Source organism: Cyanobium sp. Aljojuca 7D2 (genome assembly GCF_024346415.1).
Classification (GTDB): Bacteria; Cyanobacteriota; Cyanobacteriia; order PCC-6307; family Cyanobiaceae; genus Cyanobium_A.
On the sequence record NZ_JAGQCX010000001.1, the window covers coordinates 379,260 to 398,933 of the forward strand.

Annotated in this window: 18 protein-coding genes and 1 pseudogene; 14 read left to right on the forward strand and 5 right to left on the reverse strand. The window is 66.2% G+C overall.

All coding sequences use genetic code 11. The features are described from left to right. Positions 1–21 precede the first annotated feature (21 nt). Positions 22–4,203, reverse strand: coding sequence for a translocation/assembly module TamB (locus tag KBY57_RS02135; protein ID WP_254994219.1), 4,182 nt, complete (start codon positions 4,201–4,203; stop codon positions 22–24). Between the two features lie 149 nt (positions 4,204–4,352). Here KBY57_RS02135 and KBY57_RS02140 point away from each other — a divergent pair, with 149 nt between their 5' ends. The 10 genes from KBY57_RS02140 (at position 4,353) to KBY57_RS02185 (ending at position 13,414) form a co-directional block, all read left to right on the forward strand. Further along, on the forward strand, positions 4,353–4,820 hold the full coding sequence (locus tag KBY57_RS02140; RefSeq protein ID WP_254994220.1) for a Ycf51 family protein: 468 nt from the start codon (positions 4,353–4,355) through the stop codon (positions 4,818–4,820). Between the two features lie 2 nt (positions 4,821–4,822). Beyond that, the gene (locus KBY57_RS02145) at positions 4,823–5,206 is read left to right on the forward strand and encodes a DUF4332 domain-containing protein (protein WP_094559496.1); all 384 of its coding nucleotides are present in this window, start codon (positions 4,823–4,825) and stop codon (positions 5,204–5,206) included. A 62-nt stretch (positions 5,207–5,268) separates the two neighbouring features. After that, the gene (locus KBY57_RS02150; RefSeq protein ID WP_254994221.1) at positions 5,269–5,595 is read left to right on the forward strand and encodes a hypothetical protein; all 327 of its coding nucleotides are present in this window, start codon (positions 5,269–5,271) and stop codon (positions 5,593–5,595) included. A 21-nt stretch (positions 5,596–5,616) separates the two neighbouring features. Next, positions 5,617–7,203: a CocE/NonD family hydrolase gene (locus KBY57_RS02155; RefSeq protein ID WP_254994222.1), complete on the forward strand. Its 1,587-nt coding sequence runs from the start codon at positions 5,617–5,619 to the stop codon at positions 7,201–7,203. Positions 7,204–7,224: 21 nt separating this feature from the next. Next, positions 7,225–8,028, forward strand: a complete 804-nt coding sequence (locus tag KBY57_RS02160; protein WP_254994223.1) for a DUF3887 domain-containing protein — start codon at positions 7,225–7,227, stop codon at positions 8,026–8,028. Positions 8,029–8,070: 42 nt separating this feature from the next. Continuing rightward, entirely contained in the window at positions 8,071–10,395 is a 2,325-nt protein-coding gene (gene glgB / locus KBY57_RS02165; RefSeq protein WP_254994224.1) for a 1,4-alpha-glucan branching protein GlgB, read from the forward strand. 26 nt (positions 10,396–10,421) lie between these two features. Beyond that, on the forward strand, positions 10,422–11,492 hold the full coding sequence (gene hemE / locus KBY57_RS02170) for a uroporphyrinogen decarboxylase (RefSeq protein ID WP_254994225.1): 1,071 nt from the start codon (positions 10,422–10,424) through the stop codon (positions 11,490–11,492). Beyond that, on the forward strand, positions 11,489–12,529 hold the full coding sequence (locus KBY57_RS02175) for an NAD-dependent epimerase/dehydratase family protein (RefSeq protein ID WP_254994226.1): 1,041 nt from the start codon (positions 11,489–11,491) through the stop codon (positions 12,527–12,529). Before hemE ends, KBY57_RS02175 begins: the two co-directional genes overlap by 4 nt. Further along, positions 12,526–12,966 (forward strand): plastocyanin/azurin family copper-binding protein, encoded by a 441-nt coding sequence (locus KBY57_RS02180; RefSeq protein ID WP_254994227.1) that lies wholly within the window; start codon positions 12,526–12,528, stop codon positions 12,964–12,966. The genes KBY57_RS02175 and KBY57_RS02180 overlap by 4 nt, the downstream gene beginning before the upstream one ends. Before the next feature lie 106 nt (positions 12,967–13,072). Beyond that, positions 13,073–13,414 carry a c-type cytochrome gene (locus KBY57_RS02185; RefSeq protein WP_254994228.1) on the forward strand — a complete coding sequence of 114 codons (342 nt, stop codon included), beginning with the start codon at positions 13,073–13,075 and terminating at the stop codon, positions 13,412–13,414. Between the two features lie 86 nt (positions 13,415–13,500). On the opposite strand, the gene KBY57_RS02190 is transcribed toward KBY57_RS02185, so the two are convergent. Then, positions 13,501–13,719 (reverse strand): hypothetical protein, encoded by a 219-nt coding sequence (locus tag KBY57_RS02190; protein ID WP_254994229.1) that lies wholly within the window; start codon positions 13,717–13,719, stop codon positions 13,501–13,503. 113 nt (positions 13,720–13,832) lie between these two features. Between KBY57_RS02190 and KBY57_RS02195 the strand changes: the two genes are divergently transcribed. Then, complete coding sequence (locus tag KBY57_RS02195; protein ID WP_254994230.1) at positions 13,833–14,156, forward strand: hypothetical protein; 324 nt, start codon at positions 13,833–13,835, stop codon at positions 14,154–14,156. Here KBY57_RS02195 and KBY57_RS02200 read toward each other — a convergent pair. The 3 genes from KBY57_RS02200 to KBY57_RS02210 all read right to left on the reverse strand — a co-directional run bounded on the left by KBY57_RS02200 (position 14,138) and on the right by KBY57_RS02210 (position 15,995). After that, positions 14,138–14,890, reverse strand: coding sequence for a hypothetical protein (locus tag KBY57_RS02200; RefSeq protein WP_254994231.1), 753 nt, complete (start codon positions 14,888–14,890; stop codon positions 14,138–14,140). The genes KBY57_RS02195 and KBY57_RS02200 overlap by 19 nt on opposite strands. Positions 14,891–14,961: 71 nt before the next feature. Next, a complete protein-coding gene (locus tag KBY57_RS02205) occupies positions 14,962–15,438 on the reverse strand; it encodes a hypothetical protein (RefSeq protein WP_254994232.1) in 477 nt (158 codons plus the stop codon). Between the two features lie 143 nt (positions 15,439–15,581). Then, positions 15,582–15,995 carry a hypothetical protein gene (locus KBY57_RS02210; RefSeq protein WP_254994233.1) on the reverse strand — a complete coding sequence of 138 codons (414 nt, stop codon included), beginning with the start codon at positions 15,993–15,995 and terminating at the stop codon, positions 15,582–15,584. A gap of 258 nt (positions 15,996–16,253) precedes the next feature. On the opposite strand from KBY57_RS02210, the gene clpB reads away from it, so the two are divergent. From clpB to KBY57_RS02225, 3 genes and pseudogenes are all read left to right on the forward strand, one after another. After that, positions 16,254–18,896, forward strand: a complete 2,643-nt coding sequence (gene clpB, locus KBY57_RS02215; RefSeq protein WP_254994234.1) for an ATP-dependent chaperone ClpB — start codon at positions 16,254–16,256, stop codon at positions 18,894–18,896. Between the two features lie 177 nt (positions 18,897–19,073). Then, positions 19,074–19,358, forward strand: a pseudogene (locus tag KBY57_RS02220) (GDP-mannose 4,6-dehydratase); the annotation flags it as partial. A 13-nt stretch (positions 19,359–19,371) separates the two neighbouring features. Further along, positions 19,372–19,560 carry a hypothetical protein gene (locus KBY57_RS02225; protein ID WP_254994235.1) on the forward strand — a complete coding sequence of 63 codons (189 nt, stop codon included), beginning with the start codon at positions 19,372–19,374 and terminating at the stop codon, positions 19,558–19,560. Positions 19,561–19,674: the final 114 nt, after the last annotated feature.

Here is a 19,674-nt window from a genome sequence, read left to right on the forward strand (position 1 = left end):
TGTGTCATCCGAACAGTGGCATCAAAAGCGGAAGAACACCTGCAACTGGGTCTGCCAGGCACCCTGGGCGTCAATCGAGCCCTGCAGGTTGAGCAACTCAGAGGCCTTGAGATTGAGGTTCAGCTGGGGGGGCACGTCGGAGCGGTTGGGGGCGGCCAGCACCGAAGCATTGAAGCGCTCCGAGATGTCGAGGCCGATCTCAGCCCCCAGCACCAGCTGGGGGGGAACCCGGCCCGAGCGGAGCTCGGTGGAGCTATTGAGCGACGGGTTGACGTAGGTGGGGTAGAGGGCGAAGCTCAAACGTTGCCCGAAGGCATCGCTGAGGGTGCCGAGCAGGGGGGAGAGCAGGGTCTGACCCAGGGCTGTCGCCAGCACGGTGCCGCCGGCGGCGCCGGCCAGGCCAGAGAGGGTGTTGCCACCGATCAGGGCCAGGAGGCGATTTTCCGAGAGGGGCGGTGAACTGCGCAGCACCAGATTTTCGGCCAGGCGATCAGCCGGACCGCTCACACTCAGGAACACCCGCACCAGATTGAGCTGGTCGAGCGAATTGGTGGCAGCGCCGGCCTGGTAGTCCTGCAGCGACAGGCTGCCGGACGGACCGAGACCGCTGGTGATCGGCAGGCTGTCGGAAACGCGGGTGCGCAACGCGATATCCAGATAGGGAATCAACCCCATCGACGGCGTGAACACCGCCACGTTGGGGGCATCGGGATCGAGGCTGAAGGTGGTGGTGAAGAGATTCAGGCGCCCGCGCAGCAGCCGCACCACCCCCTGCAGCTGCAGGCTGGGATCGAGCCGACCATTGATGCGCAAGGCCCCGCTGGTGCCAAAGCTGGCCAGGTTGGGGATCCCCACGTTGAGATCCGGACCAAGGCTCAGCCGCAGATCGTCGAAGCCCACAAACCGAACGCTGGGTACTGCAGCGCGCAATGCCTCGCTGGCATCGCTCTCCACATCCGGGCCCAGCAACACCAGGGGCTGCTGATAATCCCAGCGGGATTCAATCAGCTCGGCCGGGCTGGCCACCGTCACCGCAGAGCTCACCTCACTGGCCAGGCGCGCGGGCTGCACATTGATGCTGCCGCGGGCGACGCTCACAGCCCCGCCAATGTCGAGGGCTGCCAAGGCCCCGCCGATGCGGAGCTGACCGTCAGCCACGGCCTTGATCCGCGGCAGGGCAAAGGGCACCTCCTTGAGGTCCACCACCAGAGCGGCCTCCTGACCCTCCGCGTTGCGGGCAGGATTGAGCAACCCGAGGCTTCCCTGCCCCCGCACCGAACCCTTCTCCCCCACATTGGCGCTGAACTCCTGAAGCAGCAGCTGCTCGAAGTCGAACAGCACGGTGGCCTCGACATCGCGCACCTGCTGACCGATGAATTGCAGCTGGCCCTCTCGGAAGCGCAAAAAGCCGTTGGCAATCGGCTGGGCGACACTGCCGCGCACCAACAGCTGCAGGTCGCCGCTGCCCTGGTTCCACTCCAGGGCCGGCTGGGCCAGACCAGCCAGGAAGCGCAGGCCATCGTCGCGGCTGGCCAGGCGCAACTCAACCCCCTGCTGCTGTGGATCAAGGGGCACCACCCCAGCGAGATCGACACTGCTGGAAGCTCCTGCCGCCCGCAGGGAGAAATCGAGCAGAAGCCTGGCCCCTTGGAGCTGGATCAGGCCCCGCTCCAGCACCAGAGCGGTGTCCTGCAACCGGGCATCGGCCAGGCTGAGGTTGAGGGTGAGTTCGGGATCGGGGCTGCCCAACCGGTAGCGCCCCCCAACAGACACGCTGCCGCGCAGGCTGGCCGCCACGGGCGTGAGCAGGGCCAGCAGCTCCAGCGGCAGATTCGCCAGGTTGAAATCGCCGGCTCCACGGCGCAGGGGGCCCTGGAAGCGCACCACCACGGGCAACTGGGTCAGCGCCTGATCCTGATCCGCACCAGAGCGCCAGAGATGGGCACGGGCTTCGAGGTCGGCGCGGGCCTCAAGCAGGGTGGGGCCACCCAGGCGCAGGTCGGCATCGAAGCGACCCTCCACCTCCTGGAGACGCTCCTGGGGGGACTGGCGGCTGGTGCGTTCGGCCCCAGCCAAGGCCAGCCGGGCCTGGGCTACTGCGAGTGCCCGCAGCTGACCATCGACGCTGCCACCAAAGGTGTCGATCAGCAGGGTGCCGATGTCGCTGGCGCGGCCGATGATCGCCGGCCCCTCGCCACGCCACTGGGGCCAGGCCCGCACCAGCTGTTGCAGGAACAGCGTCGACAGCTCCCGGCCCTCAAGGCGAGCCCGGAAAGCGCCTTGCCAGAGACCGCTCCAGTCGATGGCCAGGGTTCCGCCGGCCAACGGAGCCAGGCTTGCCTGAGCCTGATAGCGCCGGTTGGCATAGCGGAAACTCAGCTGGGCCGACTGCCCCAAGACGCCGAGAAAGATCGGGCGCTCCAGCTGGGCCGTGCCGTTGAACGCCAAGGGCTGGAGCTCCAGAACACCCTGGCCGCTGAGGCGGCCCTGCAGCGGCTGGCGGCGTTCCTGCGGCCCCAGGGCCAACTGCAGGCCGTCGAGGGGCAGGCGGCTCGCCTGCCAGCGGTAGCCCCGGGGTCGACCCGTGAGCTGCAACAGCCCACCGCCGCGGTCGAGGCGGATCTGGCGCGGCACCCAGCGGTTGTCAAGACGGCCCTCCAACGATCCGACCGGAGCGGGGGCCAGGGCCTCCATCCGCAGGCTGCCACCGCCGGCCGGATCGCCAAACCACTGGCCCTGCCAGGTTTCCCGCAGGCTGATCGGCCCGGCCCCGGGTTGGTCGATCCACAGGTCGAAGTCGGGAGTGAGCGCCCCCAGGGGGCCACGCACCCGGCCCGAGGCCTGCAGCACCCCCTGCAGCTGGGTGCCCACCAACAGATTGAGACGCGACAAGGGGTAGCGCTGCAACTCCAGGCTGAGGTCCAACAGCCCTGGCACCAGGCCCTGGCCGGCCCGCAGCGCCAGGGGCAGGGCGCCGCGGGCCGTGAGGTAGGGGCTGGTGAAACGTTGCAGCTGCAGCTGCTGGTCGCGCCAATCGAGGGCGGCCTCCCAACGCCCCAACAGGGGGTTGCTGGCCTGGCCCAGCACCGCTTGGAGCTGGGGCAATCGCCAAGGCCCCCGGGCCGTGAGGGTGCCGCTCACCACTTGGTCGAGCAGCCAGGGGGGGCTACCGGGTTGCACGGGGAGGTCCCGTGGACGCAAACGCCATTGCCCGGTCAGATCGAGGCGCTGGCCCAGGCGGCCACGGGCCCGCAGCCAGGACCCACCACGGCGCAGCTCCAGTTGGCGCAGCTGCAGCTGGGCGCCATCCCACAGGGCCGCCCATTGCACCGTGCCGTCCAGTCCACGGGTGCCCGGTTGGGCCCAGCGCCAGCGTGAGCTGGCCAGCTCCAGCACCTGGCCCCGGCAGCGCAGCGGCAAGGAGGGCAACTCCAGGCGGCCACCCCCCTGGGCGGGGCGCCACTGCACCTGACCCAGCGTCAGCCCACCGCGGCAGGCCGGCAGGCGCCCATCCCAAGCCAACGCAACCGTGCCATCGAGCTGTCCAGCGAGCTGGCCTGGCAGGGGTAAAAGCGACTGCAGCGGATGCAGCGGAAAGGCCTCGCTGCGCAGCTGCCCCTGCCATTGACCCGCCTTCCAATCGCCCTGCCCGTCCAAGGTCACCAGGCCGGCCCCCTGCCCAGGCCGGAGCCGAGCGTTGACATGGAGCTGGTGGCGGTGGGTGAGCAGCGCGAGGCGCCCGGAAAGAAGGAAGGTCTGGCCCGGAGGGGTCAAGCTGACCAGGGCCGGATCAGACAGCCGCAGCCGCAGGTCCAACCGGGGCGGCTGGGCTCCAGCAGCGAGGCGGCCCGGCACCCAGAACTGCCCTTTGGCGTTGCGGCGCAAATCTGCCCGCACCCCAGCCAACGTCACCTGCAGCACAGGCAGGCGCTGGCGCAGGCTGGCGAGCGGATCCACGCTGACCGCCATCGAGCCAACGGCAAGGCTGGAGGCGTCGCTCGGCCCTGGCCCGACCCGGCTGGGACCCAAGCGCAGGCCACCCCAGCCCAGGCCCTGATAGGGCCCGAGGGCGACCGGATGGCCCAGAAGCTCGGTCAACGGCCGCTCAAGCCGGGGCTTCCAGTGCCCGTAAAGGCGTCGCAGAGCGAGGTCGCCGCCCCACACCACCAACCCGCAACCTCCACCCAGCACCGCCAGAGCCACCCACACCCGGGCCCGATCAGAGCGGGGCGACCGGATTGGAGGTGGAGTGCTCGGACCGGGCTCCTGCTCTGGCAACACCGCCATCCCCGTGGGCTGCCACTGCCAGCGTCGGGCGCAATATAAAGGCCCAGAACCAACCTTCCAGCCCCATGGCCGCGGATCCGATCCTGTTCACAGCGGGCCAATGGCTGGGGGCCGCCAGCGGCGTGCTGGCTCTGGCCACGGTGGTGGGCTACCTGAGCCGTTGGGGGATTCGCTTCCGCCTGGTGGGAGTCACCAGCTTCACAGCCCTGCTGGCGGTGTCCTGCCTGGCCTTCGCGATCAGCTACACGCCGCGGGTGCAGCTGGAGGGAGCGGTGAGCGTGCCGGTGGTGTTTGACAACGGCAGCGATCTGGTGATTGCAGCGGCCCCGGCCGACCTTCCCCCGGAAGCGGAAGCGCTCACCGTGCAACAAGTGGCTCAGAACCTGCGCGGCAGTGGCCGCAGCAGCGCCGATGGGCTCGTGCACGTGCGCCTGCGGCGGATTGAGACGGTTGCGCCAGGACTCAGCAAACCGGCGGTGCTGGCCGAAGCCACCCGCAACTTGACTGACGGCACGGTTGAGTTGCTCCCCTGACGATGTGGCAACTTCCAGCCCATTTCCAGAGGGAGCAGCGCCAGCTGGAGGCCGCTGGGATCGTGAGCTGGGAGCAGCTGGCGGGCCTGCTGGATGCCGACCTGCGCCGCCTGGGCCGTAGCGGCGGAGCCAGTGAAGCTCGCCTGACCAAGCTGCGGGGCCAGGCCCGGCTGGTGGTGGAGGTGGGGGTGGAGCCGCCCGAGGCCGCCTTGCTGCTTTACGCCGGCATCGCCAACCGGGCCGGGCTGGCGGAGGCAGATCCACACAGGCTGCTGGTGCAGATGGGGCGGCTGCAACGCAGCTTGACCGGCATGGCAGCCCCAATGGTCGATCTGGTCACCCTGCAGAGCTGGATCCAGCGGGCCCGACGCCGCCCAACAAACTGATCCAGGCGGCCCGCCACCCGGTGCGTCAAGTCGCTGAAATGGATGTACTAGGGGTCTCTGCCATGGTGACCACCCGCGATTTCCTTCTGTTCAGGCTCCGCCAAAGGCTTTCACCGAGCCTGGCGTCTTTGCTGCTGGGCCTGCTTTCGGGTCTCGTTGCGGTGCCAAGCGCCGTGCAAGCCCAATCGGCCCTGCTGGAATCGGTCAAGCAAAATCCTGCCCGTGCCAAGGCGCTGTGCGGCCAACTGCGCAGCTTCAATGCCCAGGGTCTGGCCGCCACCTCGCCCGCCGCGGTTGCCCAGATCGCCCGCCAGGAAAATCTCAGCCCCATGGATGCCGAGGTGCTCACCACCTACGTGATCGGGCTCTACTGCCCAGACGTGCGCTGAGTGCGCTGGCGGGACGCGGACATGGCCTGCCGGGACGGCGTCCGGCTCGTCAGTCGCCTCTGGTATCCGGAGGCAGACGGCCCGTGGCCAGTGCTGTTGATGCGCCAGCCCTACGGCCGGGCGATCGCCTCCACCGTCACCTACGCCCATCCCAGCTGGTATGCAGCCCACGGCTTCCTGGTGGTGGTGCAGGACGTGCGGGGTCGGGGCGCATCCGAAGGGGAGTTCCGGGGTTTCGCCCAGGAGGCTGCCGATGGCGCCGACACCATCCGCTGGGCCCGCCAAATCGAGGGCAGCAACGGCCGGTTGGGCTGCTACGGCTTCTCCTATCAGGGGCTGACCCAGCTGCTCAGCGACGACCCCACGGCCATCCCCGACTGCCTGGCCCCGGCCATGGCCGGCCTGGATGAGCAGCGCGACTGGGCCAGCGAAGGGGGAGCCCACTGGTGGGCCCTCGGGCTGGGTTGGGGGTTGCAACTGGCGGCGCAGCGCTGCCAGAGACAAGGCGATGAAGCCGGATGGCAGGCCATCCGCGTCAGCCTCACCAGCGGCTCCTTCCTGCAGGACGGGCTGGACCTGCTCGCCCGCCACGATCCCCAGGGAATGGCGTACCGCTGGCTGCACCAGCCCGCCGCCCCCGAAGGCCAAGCCGTGGTGCATCAGCCGCCCGACACCCTGCTCGCCCGGCCCATGCTGCTGATCGGCGGCTGGCACGACCCCCACCTGCGCGGAATCCTGGAGCTCTGGCGCCGCTCCCAAGCAGCGGGCGGCACGCCCTGGCTGCGGATTGGCGCCTGGAGTCACCTGGATTGGGAGGGCGGGATCGACCGGCTGCAGCTGGCGTTTTTTCAGCACCACCTGCAACACCAGAGCGCTGCAGCGGAGCTCAAGGCGCCGGTGCTGCTGCAGGACAGCCGCAGCCGCCAGTGGCAAGCTCCCGCCGCCCCGGCCGAACAGCCCAGCTGGGGCCTGCGCAGCGGCGGCCTGGCCGCCATTGATGCCACAGAAGGCGAGCTGCTGCTGGGGCAATCCGGCAGCGGCAGCGTCACCGTGGTGCACGACCCCTGGCGGCCCGTTCCCGGTCGCGGCGGCCACCTGGGGCTCGACGCCGGGCCCTGTGAGCGCAGCGACCTCGACCGCCGCGGCGATGTGGCCTGCTTCACCAGCGCCCCGCTAGCCCAGCCGCTCAACCTGGAAGGGCGGCCCCGGCTGCAGCTGCGCGTGGAGGCCGACCAACCCAGCTTTGATCTCTGCGCCGCCTTATCGGTGCTGGACCGCGACGGCAGCGGCGTGCACCAGCTCTGCACCGGTGTGGGCCGGTTTCGGCAGCAACCGGGCAGCTGCGGCACTGTTTTCAGCGGCACTGTTCACAGCGGCCCGATTCAACTGGAGCTACAGCCGCTCGTTGCCCACCTCGAGAAGGGGCAACGGCTACGGCTATCGCTGGCGGGCTCAGCCTGGCCTCAGATCGCCGTGAATCCTGGCGATGGCAGCCTGCCGCAAGGGCCAAGTGGCCCCCGGCATCGGGTGATCAGCCTGGGCCTGGATCTGGCAGGGGCCCAATTGCGGCTGCTGCCTCTTGTGGACGCAGAAGTTGGGGCAAACTGAGCCAACCGTTTAACCGCTCCAATGCTGATGCGCCGCCTGCGCTCCGCCCCCCAACCCGTTGCCCTGGGCCTGCTGGCCCTCGCCACCGGCCTCAGCATCGGCTTGTCCTCGATGCCCGGAACCTCGGGGTCCGCAGCGCGGGCTCAGACGCACTCTCAACCCCAGAGCAGCAACGCACCCCTCCCAGCCCTCAGCGTCGAGCAGGCCCGAGCTGCGGCCAACCGCATCCTTGAAGCGGTGAGGAGCGGCGACGCCAACCTGCGCTACAGCCAGTTCTCCGACGAGCTGAAGGCGGTGAGCAGCCCGTCGATGGTGGCCACCACCATGCGCACCCAACCCAAATTGCGGCGCTGGACGCTGCTGAGCGTGCGCAGCGGCCTGCGCAGCACCACGGTGGAAGCCAGCCTGATCACCAGCGAGGGCCCACAGGATCTCTTCATGGTGCTCAACGATGCGGGCAAGCTCACCGGCTATCACCTCGACCTCACCGACGAAGCAGCCAGCCTCGTGGCACGGAACTTCGTCACCGCCCTCAGCCAGGGTCACTTCATCACCGCCCGCAGCTTCCTGAGCCTGCCAATGCAGGCGGAAATCCCAGCGGAGCGGCTGCAGCTGCGCTGGCAGGAACTGGAGCGGCAGACAGGGTCCTTCGTGCGCATCCTCAAGGCTGTGGAAGCCGACAGCAGCAGCGACCAACGGTTGGTGTTGGTCAACACCGAATTCAACCGGCTGAGCGATTCCCTGTTTGTGATCCTCAACAGCAACAACGAGATCATCAACGTCGATTTCCCCAACGACCCAATCGCCCCAAAGCCGGTTCGCTAAAGACAAAGCCGCCTAAGCTCGCGGCGAGAACGCCGTTGGTCCATGTCCTTGCTCAGCCTTGACTGGATGGTGCAGGACGCCGAACGGCTGGCCGAATGCCGCCACGACCATCCCTTCGCCGTGCTGGGCCCCCAGCCGCTCGACAGCGGCGCCTGGGTGGTGCGCATCTGGATGCCGGAAGCTGAGCGCGTGGAGCTGCTGCTCGACGGCCAGACCCTGGCGATGGCCACCCCCAACCACCCCTGGATCTTCGAGGCCCAACTCGAGCGCGATCCCGGCACGGCCTACCAGGTGCGGGTGTTGCGCGGTGGCATCGAGCACGTGCAGCACGACCCCTGGTCGTACCGCCATGAATGGATGGGCGAGCTCGACCGACTGCTGTTTGCCGAGGGCAACCACCACCACATCTGGCGCCGGATGGGCGCCCATCTCACCGAGCACAACGGCGTCAGCGGCGTGCAGTTCTGCCTGTGGGCACCCAATGCCCGCAGCGTCTCGGTGCTGGGCAATTTCAACAGCTGGGATGGCCGGCATCACCCGATGCAGGCGCGGGTCGGGGGCTCCTGGGAGCTGTTCATCCCTGGGCTCCATCCCGGCGAGATCTACAAATACGAAGTGCGGGCCCAGAACGGCCACTGCTACCAAAAAGCCGATCCCTACGGCTTCCGCCACGAAGTGCGGCCCAACAACGGCTCGATCATCGAAGCCCCCTCAGGCCACCAGTGGAGTGACAGCGGCTGGATGGCGGAGCGGGACAGCCGCAACCCCCTGGATCAACCGGTATCGGTGTACGAGATGCACCTCGGCAGCTGGATGCATGCCGCCGCCGATGCGCCTTACATCGAAGCCGACGGCACTCCGCGTCCACCCGTGCCCGCCGCGGATCTCAAGCCCGGCGCCCGCCTGCTCACCTACCCGGAGCTGGCCGATCGGGTGATCCCCTACGTGAAGGCCCGCGGCTTCACCCACATCGAACTGATGCCGATTTCGGAGCATCCCTTCGATGGCTCCTGGGGCTACCAGGTGACGGGCTGGTACGCCCCCACCAGCCGTTTCGGCACTCCCGATGAGTTCAGAGCCTTCGTGGACCGCTGCCACGCCGAAGGCATTGGTGTGATCCTCGACTGGGTGCCGGGCCACTTCCCGAAAGATGCCCACGGCCTGGCCTTCTTCGATGGCGCCCACCTCTATGAACATGCCGATCCCCGCATCGGCGAGCACAAGGAATGGGGCACGCTGATTTTCAACTACAGCCGCAACGAAGTTCGCAACTTCCTGGTGGCGAACCTTGTGTATTGGTTTGAGGAGTTCCACATCGATGGCATCCGCGTCGATGCGGTGGCCTCGATGCTCTACCGCGACTACCTCCGCCCCGACGGCGAATGGCTGCCCAACGAACATGGCGGCCGCGAGAACACCGAGGCGGTGCAGTTCCTGCAGCAGGCCAACCACGTGCTGTTCGAGCACTTCCCAGGAGCCCTCTCGATCGCCGAGGAATCCACCACCTGGCCGATGGTCACCCAGCCCACCAATATCGGCGGCCTCGGGTTCAACCTCAAATGGAACATGGGCTGGATGCACGACATGCTCGATTACTTCGAGCTGGATCCCTGGTTCCGCCAGTTCCACCAGAACAATGTGACGTTCTCGATCTGGTACGCCTTCACCGAGAACTTCATGCTCGCCCTCAGCCACGATGAGGTGGTGCATGGCAAGAGCAACCTTCTGCACAAGATGCCTGGTGATGACTGGCAGAAGTTCGCCAACGTGCGCGCTCTGCTGGCCTACATGTGGACCCACCCAGGCAAGAAGACGATCTTCATGGGGATGGAATTCGGCCAACGGGCCGAATGGAACGTGTGGGGCGATCTGCAGTGGGACCTGCTGCAGTACGAGGCCCACCAGGGCCTGCAGCGACTCGTCGACGATCTCAATATCTTCTACAAATCGGAACGGGCGCTCTGGGGCGATGACTTCAGCGAGTTTGGATTCCAGTGGATCGACTGCAACGACAACCGCCACTCGATCATCAGTTTCATGCGCCGCGAAAGTGCCACCGGCCGCTGGCTGGTGGTGGTGGCCAACTTCACCCCCCAGAGCCATTCCCATTACCGGGTGGGGGTGCCGCTGGAAGGCTTCTACGAGGAGGCGTTCAACACCGATGCCGAGCAGTACGGCGGCAGCAACCTGGGCAACCTGGGCGGCAAGTTCACCGACGAGTGGGGCATCCACGGCTACGAGCAATCGCTGGATCTCTGCCTGCCGCCCCTATCGGTGCTGGTGTTCCGCCGCGATGAAAAGCGCAGCCAGGAACGGGTTGAGGACACCTGTGACGAAGCCGCCGAAACCGGGGCCCTGCTCGGGTAGGTTCTCGCTTCGACTTGCTTGCACCCATGACCGAAACCGCTCCCCTGCTGCTGCGCGCCGCCCGAGGTGAGCAGGTTGAGCGGCCGCCGGTGTGGATGATGCGCCAGGCGGGCCGCTACATGAAGGTGTATCGCGATCTGCGCGACCGACACCCCGGCTTCCGGGAGCGCTCGGAAAACCCCGATCTCTCCTACGAGATCTCGATGCAGCCCTTCGAGGCGTTCAAGCCCGATGGCGTGATTCTGTTCTCCGACATCCTCACGCCCCTGCCGGGCATGGGGATCGACTTCGACATCGTGGAGAGCAAAGGTCCCCTGATCCAGGACCCGATCCGCTCCATGGCCCAGGTGGAAGCGCTTCGCCCCCTGCAGCCGGGCGAGAGCATGCCGTTTGTAGGGGAGGTGCTCACCCGCCTGCGCCAGGCGGTGGGGAATGAGGCCGCCGTGCTCGGGTTTGTGGGTGCTCCCTGGACCCTGGCCGCCTACGTGGTGGAGGGCAAGAGCTCCAAGAACTACGCGGTGATCAAGGCCATGGCCTTCCAGGAGTCGGCCCTGCTGCACCGGCTCCTCGATCACTTCGCTGAATCGATTGCGGCCTATCTGCGCTACCAGATCGACTCCGGCGCTCAGGTGGTGCAGATGTTCGATTCCTGGGCCGGCCAGCTCAGCCCCGCCGACTACGACACCTTCGCCGCGCCTTATCAGAAGAAGGTGGTGGATCTGGTCAAGCAGACCCACCCCGACACCCCCTTCATCCTGTACATCTCCGGCAGCGCCGGGGTGATCGAGCGCATGGCCCGCACAGGGGTCGACATCGTGTCGCTCGACTGGACGGTGGACATGGCCGAGGGCCTGGCGCGCCTGCCCGAGCATGTGGGCGTGCAAGGCAATGTGGACCCCGGCCTGCTATTCGGCACCCATGCGGCCATCCAGGCCCGCATCGACGACACCGTGCGCAAGGCCCGCGGCCGCAAGCACATCCTCAACCTGGGCCACGGGATCCTGCCCGGCACCCCGGAGGAGAACGGCCAGTTCTTCTTCGAGGCCGGCAAGAGCGTGATGGATCGCCTCGGCGAGCAGCGGGGAGCGCTGGCTTGAGCGACCCGTCGGCGGCGCCCTCCCAACCCGTTCGCAGGCCCCAGCGGATCCTGATCACCGGAGCCTCGGGCTGCGTGGGTCAGCACATCGCAGCCCAGCTTTACCGGGAGAGCGACGCCGACCTGCTGCTGCTGCTTCGGGATCCCGCCAAGCTCACGGCGGTGGCGGCCGACGATCCCCGCATCACCCTGCTGGTGGGCGACCTGCGGGAGCTCACACCCCATGCCGGCGCCATTGCGACGGCCACCCGGGTGATCCACACGGCCACGGCGTGGGGCGATCCCGTGCGGGCCCAGCAGGTCAACGTGGAGGCGGTCAAGCAGCTGCTGTCCTTCACCAGCCCCGAATGGCTGGAGCAGGTGATCTACTTCTCCACGGCCTCGATCCTCGATCGCCAGCTGCAGCTGCTGCCCGAGGCCGAGGCCTACGGCACCGAATACATCCAGACCAAAGCCCTCTGTCTGCAGCAACTGGAGGCCCATCCATTGGCCGCAAAGGTGGTGGCCGTCTTCCCCACCCTGGTGTTCGGCGGCCGTGTGGATGGGCAGGGCCCCTTCCCCACCAGCTACCTCACAGCTGGGCTCACCGAAGCCTGCCGCTGGCTGTGGCTGGCGAAGTGGCTGCGGGCCGATGCCAGCTTCCACTTCATCCACGCCGCTGACATCGCCCAGGTGTGCGTTCACCTGGCCACCCAGCCTCACCAGAGCAACCGCGAACCGGGCCAAGGCGCCGTGCGTCGCTTGGTGCTGGGGCAGGCCGCGATCACGGTCAACGACACCGTGGCCCAGCTGTGCCGCTGGCGCCGCAGCTGGCGGCCAGCGCTGGGCCTCGACCTGCAGGGCTGGCTGATCGAGGCCCTGATCAAGCTGCTGCGCATCGAGGTGAATGCCTGGGATCGCTTTTCGATCCGCCAACGTCACTTTGTGCACGAACCGGTGAGCCCGCCGGAGCGGTTTGGTCTGGTGAGCCATGCCCCCACCCTGCAGGCCGTCTTCGACGTATCGGGCCTGCCCCACCGCGGCCTGCCCAAGCCATGAACCCGTCCGGCCTGCGCCGGCTGCTCGCCGCCCTCCTGCTGGGGCTCGTGGCATTGGGGCTCGTGCTGCTGTGGTCAGGGCAGAAGGCTCAGGCGGCTACAGACCAGGGGGCCAGAGACCAGGCAGCCACAGACCAGGCAGCCACGGCCACGATGCAGCTGGGCAGCAAGGAGGGATTTCTGATGTTCCAACCCGAGCGCCTAACCATTGCAGCGGGTGAGCGGGTGCGGTTTGAGGTTGGCGGGCTGGGGCCCCACAACATGATTGTGGACGGCCACCCCGAATGGAGCCATGAGCCGCTGAGCTTTGTTGTGGGCGAGAGCTGGGACCAGCAATTCGACACCCCGGGTCGCTACGCCATCTGGTGCCAGCCTCACCGGGCCGCGGGCATGACCGGCGAAATCAACGTGGTGGCCGCTGAAAACGCAACCGAATGACCCCGGGAGTGTGTGGCAAATGTTGCGAACCTGGCTGGCAAGGGTCACAGCAGCGCCGCTCCCAGCTTAATTTTGGCGGGTAGCCCGTGCTTTGAAAGCGCCTTCCATGCGCCGTCTCTTCTCCCTGATCGCTCTCTGCCTAGCGCTCGTGCTGGGCGCTGCTCCGAGCTTCGCCGCCGATGTGGCCCACGGTGGTCAAATCTTCTCCGCCAACTGCGCGGCCTGCCACATGGGTGGCGGCAACGTGGTGAATGCCGAGCGCACCCTCAAGCAGGATGCCCTTGAGGCCTATCTGGCCAACTACAGCAGCGGCCATGAAGCTGCCATCGCCTACCAGGTGACCAACGGCAAAAACGCCATGCCCGCCTTCGGCGGCAAGCTGAGCGACAGCGACATCGCTGACGTGGCTGCTTACGTCGAGGACATGTCCTCCAAAGGCTGGGCCTGATCCCAGCTGAGCTGACGCTTGGTTTTGCCTCGGTCAAACCGTTTCAGCAAACCCCGGCTTCGGCCGGGGTTTTTTGTTGGGCCCCATCAGCCCTGCTCTCGACGGGCAGCCAGCACGGCCAGGTAGAGCTCCTCGGGCACCTCGCGGATGTCGTATTCGCTTGGGAGCACGCCGTGCACATGCCGGTGCACCGCCAGCCAGCAGTTGCGCTCCGGATCACGGCTGCTGGCATCAAACTCCCGCGATTCAGAAGCAAGGCGCGCAATCAATGCGTCGTTGAACGCGTCGTGCAAAGGGCTGTTCAACGGCTCGTTCAACACAGGATCGGATCCGGGCGCATCCATGACGGCAGACAACGGCAGCGTGGGAGCCCCCATTGGGAGTCCAGAGTGGTCTCAGTCTGAACCAGTGCATCGGCATGGCTGCCCGTAGCCCCTCACCCACAACCCCGCTGCTGCTTGGGTTGGATGCTGCCTTGCTCGTCGTCGCCCTCGCCGGAACTGGGCTGCTGGGGGCCTACCAGGGTCCGGCGCAAGCCCAGGCTTTGCCGAAGACCTCCTGCCCACTGGTGGTGCCGCCCAGCCAGAAGCTGCTCCAGCCGCGTCGCATCAAGCCCGAACAGGTGAAGGCCAAGAACGCGATGGGATGCCTGTCACCGGCGGATGCGGTGTACGGAGCGGATGGCTGTCCGCTCCGGATGTGCGGCCCCGATGCCGGCGTGATTCAACTGCCGGAGCCGTAGGCCACCTGGCACACGGCATTGAGCAGCTGGGCCTGATCAGCGTCGGTTGGAATCTGGCCGTTCAGCAGACCCTGCTGACAATTGGCGGCTCCTAGCAATTGGGTGCCGTTAACCCCGTAAAAGAAACTCACTCCAGAGCTACCCACGGCTTCCACCGAGCCGTAGTTGAGCTGGTAGCTGGTGTTGGGCACCAGGAACACCGGTGATTGCTGCGCCGAAGCCGCATTGACGAGCCCACCGATCACCGCGCCGGTTGCCAGGCTTGCCACCCCCCAGGCAGCAGCATTCGCCCCCCACCAACCCCAGCCTCCCCAGCCGCCATACCAGCCGGTGTTCCAGGGGCGACTGCCCCAGTAGCCGCCATTGCGCCAGCCGTCATTCCAACCGTTGTAATCACGGTTGTAGAAGTTGTTGTTGACGGTGAGGTTTCGGTTGAAGTCGTCGTTGCCGACCGTGGTGCGGCTGCCGGCCCCATACATCGGGTGGTAGCCCTGGTAGCCAGAGCGCCAGTCGCCGCCACCGGACACGTTCCGGTCGACGTTGACGTTGCGATCGCCGCCACCCGACCAGTGGTAGCCGCCCCCACCAAACCCGCCACCGCCACGAAAACCACCACCGCCGCCACCGCCAAATCCACCACCGCCACCGCGGGCTTGGGCCGAGATCGGCATCAGGGCCGTGCTGCAGGCCAGGGCTGCGCTTAGGGCGAATGCCAGGGAACGTCGGAAGCTCATGAGATCGATCCGATTAAGAAGAAGGAGGAAGGAGGAAGGAGGAAGGAGAAGCTGGTGGAGCGGAAGCGGAGTCAGCCTGAGGTGATGGGGGCATGGTTGCCGCCCGCGCCTGGAGGCCGTTGGCCACTGCGGCGCTCCAGCAGCTGCCAAACACCCACGCCGATGCCCCCACCCAGGGCCAGCACGAGCAGATCGCGCATCCATCCGGGCAGCCAACCAACCAGGCTCTCGGGCAGGGGCGTGCCCTTGGGATCGGGGCCATAGGCCACCTGGCAGGCGGCATTGAGCAACTGGGCCTGGGCGGCCGTACTGGGCACTTGGCCATCGAGCAGGCCTTCCTGGCAGTTGGCGGCTCCCTTCACCGGCGGGCTGCCGGCCACCGCGTAGCTGAAGTCGGCCCCACCCGAACCCACCGAATCGACGGTGCCGTTGTTGAGCTGGTAATCGCTATCTGGCACATCAATCACGGGGGATTGCTGGGCGGTGGCATCGTTGACCAAGAAGGTGATCACCTCAGCAGCAGCGAGGGCCGCGAGGCCCAATCCCACCGAAGAACCGCCCCACCAGCCCCAAGAGTTTGGGCTCCAGTTGTACCAGCCGTAGCCCCAAGGCCTACTGCCCCAGTAACTCCCATCGGCCCAGTTATTGTTCCAGCCGCCATAGTTCCGGTTGTAGAAGTTGTTCTCCAGGTTCACCTGGCGGTTGAAGCGGTCGTTGTCGAAACCGCCAAGGCCGCGGGCACCATCCCAACCGCCGGCGCTACAGCGCCGAAACTGATCCGCTGAGATGTTGTGGCCGGTCCAGGGGCTGCGACTACCAGCCCGTAGAGCGGATGGCTACCGCTGTAGCCCTGATTCAGGTTCCGCTCCTCGGGGCGATCCACGGGCATCGATCGCTCCACGGGGGCCGCCCGTTCGATCGGGGCCGCCTGCTCGATCGGAGCCGCCTCCATGCGCGGGGCACTGAAGCGATAAGCGCCACCACCGCCGCCACCAAAACCACCGCCGCCGCCAAAACCACCACCGCCGCGGAATCCCCCACCGCCACCCCTGGCCTCCACAGCGGAGGGAGCGGCCAGCCCCCCTGCCACCACCACAGAGGCCAACACAACACACCAGCGCATCTGCTGCACCTGGACAATCCAGCGAATTGAATGCCTCCACTCATAACCAACGGTCACAGCAAGCCCAGCAACTGCAGAGGACCGTTACAGAGCCCTGCGATGCAGGTTGAGATCGTTGATCAGCCGTTTTGACCCAACCAAAACTGGGGAGGACCGCATTGATCCGTACGGTTCTCCTACCTGTGTGCTTCAACAAACCGCCATACGGTTCAACCACCCGATCCCCAACGGGAGTCGCCCATGCATCCCACCGCCGAACTCTTCACCGAAAAAGCCTGGGCCTCCGTGGTGGCCGCCCAACAGCTGGCCCAGCAGAAGCGCCAGCAACAGATGGAAAGCGAGCATCTGCTGGCGGCACTGCTGGCCCAGCAAGGCCTGGCCGGCCGCATCCTGGAGAAGGCCGGGGTGGATGTGGGCAGCCTCATCCAGAAGGTGGACGCCTGGATCGCCGGTCAACCCAGCCTGAGCGCCCCTCCCGACAACGTCTATCTGGGCAAGGGTCTCAACACCGTGCTCGACCAGGCGGGCAGCCTCAAGGAGACCTACGGCGACAGCTACATCGCCATTGAGCACCTGCTGCTGGCCCTGGCGATCGACGACCGTTGCGGCAAGCAACTGCTGTCGCAGGCCGGCACCAGCGCCGACAAACTCAAAGAGGCGGTGCAGTCCATCCGCGGATCCCAGAGCGTGACCGATCAGAACCCCGAAGGCACCTACGAATCCCTGGAGAAGTACGGCCGCGACCTCACCAAGGCCGCCCGCGAAGGCAAGCTCGATCCGGTGATCGGCCGGGATGAGGAGATCCGCCGCACAATCCAGATCCTCAGCCGCCGCACCAAGAACAACCCGGTGCTGATTGGCGAGCCGGGCGTGGGCAAAACGGCGATCGTCGAGGGTCTGGCCCAGCGGATCGTCAACGGCGACGTGCCCCAGGCATTGCAGAACCGCCAGCTCGTGTCACTCGACATGGGCGCCCTGATCGCCGGTGCCAAGTACCGCGGCGAATTCGAGGAGCGGCTCAAGGCTGTGCTCAAGGAGGTGACGGCCTCCGAAGGCCAGATCGTGCTGTTCATCGACGAGATCCACACGGTGGTGGGGGCCGGCGCCACAGGCGGGGCCATGGATGCCAGCAACCTGCTCAAGCCGATGCTGGCCCGCGGCGAACTGCGCTGCATCGGCGCCACCACCCTCGACGAGCACCGCCAGCACATCGAAAAGGATCCGGCCCTGGAGCGCCGATTCCAGCAGGTGTTCGTGGACCAGCCCACGGTGGAAGACACCATCTCGATCCTGCGGGGGTTGAAGGAGCGCTACGAGGTGCATCACGGCGTGCGCATCGCCGACAACGCCCTGGTGGCGGCAGCGGTGCTCAGCAGCCGCTACATCGCCGATCGCTTTCTGCCCGACAAGGCCATCGATCTGGTGGATGAATCGGCAGCGCGCCTGAAGATGGAGATCACCTCGAAGCCGGAGCAGATCGATGAGCTCGATCGCCGCATCCTGCAGCTGGAGATGGAAAAACTGTCGCTGGGGCGTGAATCCGATGCGGCCAGCAAGGATCGGCTTGAGCGGCTCGAGAAGGAGCTGGCCGATCTGAGCGAACAGCAGAGCGCCCTCAATGCCCAGTGGCAGCAGGAGAAGGGCTCGATCGATGAACTCGGCGCGATCAAGGAGGAGATCGAGCAGGTGCAGTTGCAGGTGGAGCAGGCAAAGCGCAACTACGATCTCAACAAGGCCGCCGAACTGGAATACGGCACCCTGGCGGAGTTGCACAAGAAGCTCGCCGCCAAAGAAGAGGAGCTCAACGCCAGTGGCAGCGACAAGACCCTGCTGCGGGAGGAGGTCACCGAGGACGACATCGCCGAAGTGATCGCCAAATGGACCGGAATCCCGGTGGCCAAGCTGGTGCAGAGCGAGATGGACAAACTGCTCCACCTCGAGGATGAACTACACACGCGCGTGATCGGGCAGGCCCAGGCGGTGACGGCGGTGGCCGATGCCATCCAGCGTTCCCGCGCCGGGCTCAGCGATCCGAACCGCCCCATTGCCAGCTTCCTCTTCCTCGGCCCCACCGGCGTGGGCAAAACCGAGCTCTCCAAGGCCCTGGCGGCGCAGCTGTTCGATTCCGAAGAATCGATGGTGCGCATCGACATGAGCGAATACATGGAAAAGCACGCTGTGAGCCGGCTGATCGGCGCGCCTCCGGGCTACGTGGGCTACGAGGAAGGTGGCCAGCTCACCGAAGCAGTGCGGCACCGCCCCTACGCGGTGATCCTGTTCGACGAGGTGGAGAAAGCCCACCCCGATGTGTTCAACGTGATGCTGCAGATCCTCGATGACGGGCGCGTCACCGATGGCCAGGGCCGCACGGTGGACTTCACCAATACCGTGCTGATCCTCACCAGCAACATCGGCAGCGCGTCAATCCTTGATCTGGCCGGTGATCCGGCACGCCACAGCGAGATGGAAGCGCGGGTCAACGAGGCCCTACGCGGCCATTTCCGCCCTGAGTTCCTGAACCGGCTGGATGAAACGATCATCTTCCACAGCCTCAAACAGGAGGAACTGCGCGAGATCGTGGAGCTGCAGGTGCAGCGCTTGGCAAAACGCCTCGACGACAAGAAGCTGGCGCTCCAGCTCAATGCCGATGCCCTCGACTGGCTGGCCGGTGTGGGCTACGACCCCGTGTACGGCGCTCGGCCGCTCAAACGCGCCATCCAGCGTGAGCTGGAAACCCCGATCGCGAAGGGGATCCTGGGAGGCCAGTTCACCGCAGGTCACACGATTGCGGTGGATGTGGAGCTACTGCCCACGGGCGAGGGGGAAGCCCACAAGCTGCGCTTCCATCAAACCGAGCCAGCAAAACTGCCGGTGTTGGCCTGAGGCTCTCGTGGGCATTGCACGCCGCCAGCACAAAAAAGATCGGCTTCCTCAAACATAGGCTTGCAGCACACCGGAGCGAGTTGAGGCAAGTGGGAGCGATAATCCAGCATTCGTGTTGAAAACGAAGAGATATCGGGGAAATTTCATAGGGTTGCCGAGCACCACAAAACTGAATCAATGCGTCACCTCGTGACTGGTGGAGCCGGGTTTATCGGCTCTCACCTAATCGATCGGTTAATGGCAGATCCGGATAACAACGTGATCTGCGTTGATAACTTCCAGACAGGGTCACGCAGCAATGTGGCGCATTGGATGGGTGATCCACGTTTCGAACTCATCCGCCACGACGTCGTCGAACCCATCAGACTGGAAGTAGAACAGATTTGGCATCTTGCGTGCCCAGCATCACCGGAGCAATATCAGCGGAATCCAATCGCTACAGCCAAAACATGCGTACTGGGTCCTGGGAGGCCGAGTGGCCGCCATTGCCGCCGATGCCCTGCAAGCTGCGCCAACGGGTAAAGAGGGGGCAGCACCCGGCGCCTACCAGGTGGTGGTGCGTCCGGATCGAAGTGAGCTGATGCAGAGCCAACGGCGCTGTGGATTGCGACCAGGCATGCAGGTGCAGGCCGACGTGGTCACCCGCAGCACCAGGGCTGACTGAAAGTCCATTCATCCCGTTTCCGCAAGGCTGATGCCAACCCAGTCGAGCATTCGGCTGATGTCGTGTGCCACAGCCATCAGACCAGCACGGATCGATTGAAAACCGTTGCAGCGC

What these genes read in the sequence shown, in the direction of transcription:
- KBY57_RS02145 (WP_094559496.1), top strand. Translation starts at nt 4,823, where the DNA reads ATGTGGCAACTTCCAGCCCATTTCCAGAGGGAGCAGCGCCAGCTGGAG.
- KBY57_RS02160 (WP_254994223.1), top strand. Translation starts at nt 7,225, where the DNA reads ATGCTGATGCGCCGCCTGCGCTCCGCCCCCCAACCCGTTGCCCTGGGC.
- KBY57_RS02200 (WP_254994231.1), bottom strand. Translation starts at nt 14,890, where the DNA reads ATGAGCTTCCGACGTTCCCTGGCATTCGCCCTAAGCGCAGCCCTGGCC.
- KBY57_RS02185 (WP_254994228.1), top strand. Translation starts at nt 13,073, where the DNA reads ATGCGCCGTCTCTTCTCCCTGATCGCTCTCTGCCTAGCGCTCGTGCTG.
- glgB (WP_254994224.1), top strand. Translation starts at nt 8,071, where the DNA reads ATGTCCTTGCTCAGCCTTGACTGGATGGTGCAGGACGCCGAACGGCTG.
- clpB (WP_254994234.1), top strand. Translation starts at nt 16,254, where the DNA reads ATGCATCCCACCGCCGAACTCTTCACCGAAAAAGCCTGGGCCTCCGTG.
- KBY57_RS02155 (WP_254994222.1), top strand. Translation starts at nt 5,617, where the DNA reads ATGGCCTGCCGGGACGGCGTCCGGCTCGTCAGTCGCCTCTGGTATCCG.
- hemE (WP_254994225.1), top strand. Translation starts at nt 10,422, where the DNA reads ATGACCGAAACCGCTCCCCTGCTGCTGCGCGCCGCCCGAGGTGAGCAG.
- KBY57_RS02195 (WP_254994230.1), top strand. Translation starts at nt 13,833, where the DNA reads ATGGCTGCCCGTAGCCCCTCACCCACAACCCCGCTGCTGCTTGGGTTG.
- KBY57_RS02150 (WP_254994221.1), top strand. Translation starts at nt 5,269, where the DNA reads ATGGTGACCACCCGCGATTTCCTTCTGTTCAGGCTCCGCCAAAGGCTT.
- KBY57_RS02140 (WP_254994220.1), top strand. Translation starts at nt 4,353, where the DNA reads ATGGCCGCGGATCCGATCCTGTTCACAGCGGGCCAATGGCTGGGGGCC.
- KBY57_RS02180 (WP_254994227.1), top strand. Translation starts at nt 12,526, where the DNA reads ATGAACCCGTCCGGCCTGCGCCGGCTGCTCGCCGCCCTCCTGCTGGGG.